The organism is Lysinibacillus zambalensis (genome assembly GCF_040183165.1).
Lineage (GTDB): Bacteria > Bacillota > Bacilli > Bacillales_A > Planococcaceae > Lysinibacillus > Lysinibacillus zambalensis.
Genome location: NZ_JBEGDG010000056.1, coordinates 1 through 1,721, shown reverse-complemented (window position 1 = coordinate 1,721; position 1,721 = coordinate 1). Strand labels below are relative to the sequence as shown.

At 41.7% G+C, this 1,721-nt stretch carries 2 protein-coding genes; both read left to right on the top strand.

The annotated features are described in order from the left end of the window. A partial coding sequence (locus ABNX05_RS25985; RefSeq protein WP_349662332.1) for a hypothetical protein occupies nucleotides 1-213 on the top strand: 213 nt, incomplete at its 5' end. Nucleotides 214-673: 460 nt separating this feature from the next. Next, nucleotides 674-1,636 carry a 2-hydroxyacid dehydrogenase gene (locus ABNX05_RS25980; protein WP_349662331.1) on the top strand — a complete coding sequence of 321 codons (963 nt, stop codon included), beginning with the start codon at nucleotides 674-676 and terminating at the stop codon, nucleotides 1,634-1,636. The last annotated feature ends 85 nt before the right edge of the window (nucleotides 1,637-1,721 follow it).

Here is a 1,721-nt window from a genome sequence, read left to right as displayed (position 1 = left end):
GAAAACATTTGTAGCTGCCGCTTTGCTTTCGCTACAGAAAACATTTGTAGCTGCCGCTTTGCTTTCGCTACAGAAAACATTTGTAGCTGCCGCTTTGCTTTCGCTACAGAAAAACATTTGCCGCTGACGCTTCGCTTTCGCGCAGAGCAGAGCTTCCTGGGGGTGCCCGATGAGCCGCTTGGGCAAACAGATGTTTTTTGCGCGAAAGCGTAGTGCTGACGTAGCGACAGCGGGAGGATGTTGGTCACGAAGGGGTTATCACAGGATGTGATGGATTTAGCCTTCGCTCCTTTATCACTGATCCCCGAGGAGTCGCCCATCCTCCACTCCAATCAACCTATTTGCATGGCATACGTTTAACAAAATGTAATCCCTAACGAATTCATTAGAAATCACTTGTATGGCCTATTACCATAGCAAGTTTCTGTTCACCGGGCGCTATCAACTTAGCTTCATGAACAAAATGCATCCAAAACTGATTGGACTAGTTTTATTTTTCATAAAACTTAGGACAAAATCCCTTTTCTGAAGGACAAAACACCAAATAGGCAGATGGAGTTTGGAAAGTGATAAAAAAGGAATAGTGTTATAAATGCAAAAATAAGAAATCCCTAGAAAATGAGCGTTCTAAGTGTTACGCTATAGGCGAATTGAGTAGAGAGGTGTTCGAAATATGAAAAAGAAATTATTTATTACACGTAAGTTTCCGCCACATATAGTTGAACCGTTAAAAGAGTTTTATGATATTAAACAATGGGAGGAGGAGGAAATTGTTATACCGCGGGAAAAGCTATTAGCAGCTGTCGCAGATTGTGAAGCACTTTGGGTAACGCTTGCTGATCAAGTCGATGAAGAGCTATTAGTACACGCACCCCATTTAAAGCTTGTGACAAATTTAGCAGTTGGATTTAATAATATTGATATTAAAGCTTTGCGTAAACGCGGAATAATGGCGACAAATACGCCGGGAGTTTTAACAAATACGACGGCTGATTTTGTAATGGGATTATTGCTTGCAACGGCTCGTAGAATTCCAGAGAGCGATCGATATTTGCGCGAGGGCAAATGGAAAAGCTGGTATCCAATGCAATTAGTAGGCAAAGATGTTTCAGGGTCCACGATAGGAATTATTGGGATGGGACGTATTGGTCAAGCTGTTGCAAGACGCGCAAAAGGTTTTGATATGAAAATTTTATACAACAATCGTAGACGTCGCCATGAGGCAGAGGAAATGTACGGCTTTCAATATGTATCGTTAGAGGATCTTTTAAAACAATCGGATTTTGTTGTGATTATGACACCTTTTAACGATGATACAGTAGGACTAATCGGGGCAGAGGAACTTGCTTTAATGAAAGATGATGCGGTATTAATTAATGCGTCACGTGGTGGCATTATCGATGAAAACGCACTTTATGAGACGTTAAAAAGTGGTAAGCTGTGGGCTGCAGGGCTAGATGTTTTTGAACAAGAGCCTATTACGTTAGATCATCCATTGTTGACGCTTCCTAATGTTGTAGCACTCCCGCATATCGGTAGTGCCTCGCTTCAAACTAGAACGGCTATGCTGATGCTGAACGTTAAAGCACTTACTGCTTACGGGCAGGGCCAAACTCCATCCAATCGAATAGATTAATGACAATGAAGAAAGAGGCTGGGACAAAACCCATCTCTAAACTAAAAAGCCGATGAAATTTTACGATCAGTAAAATTTCATCGGC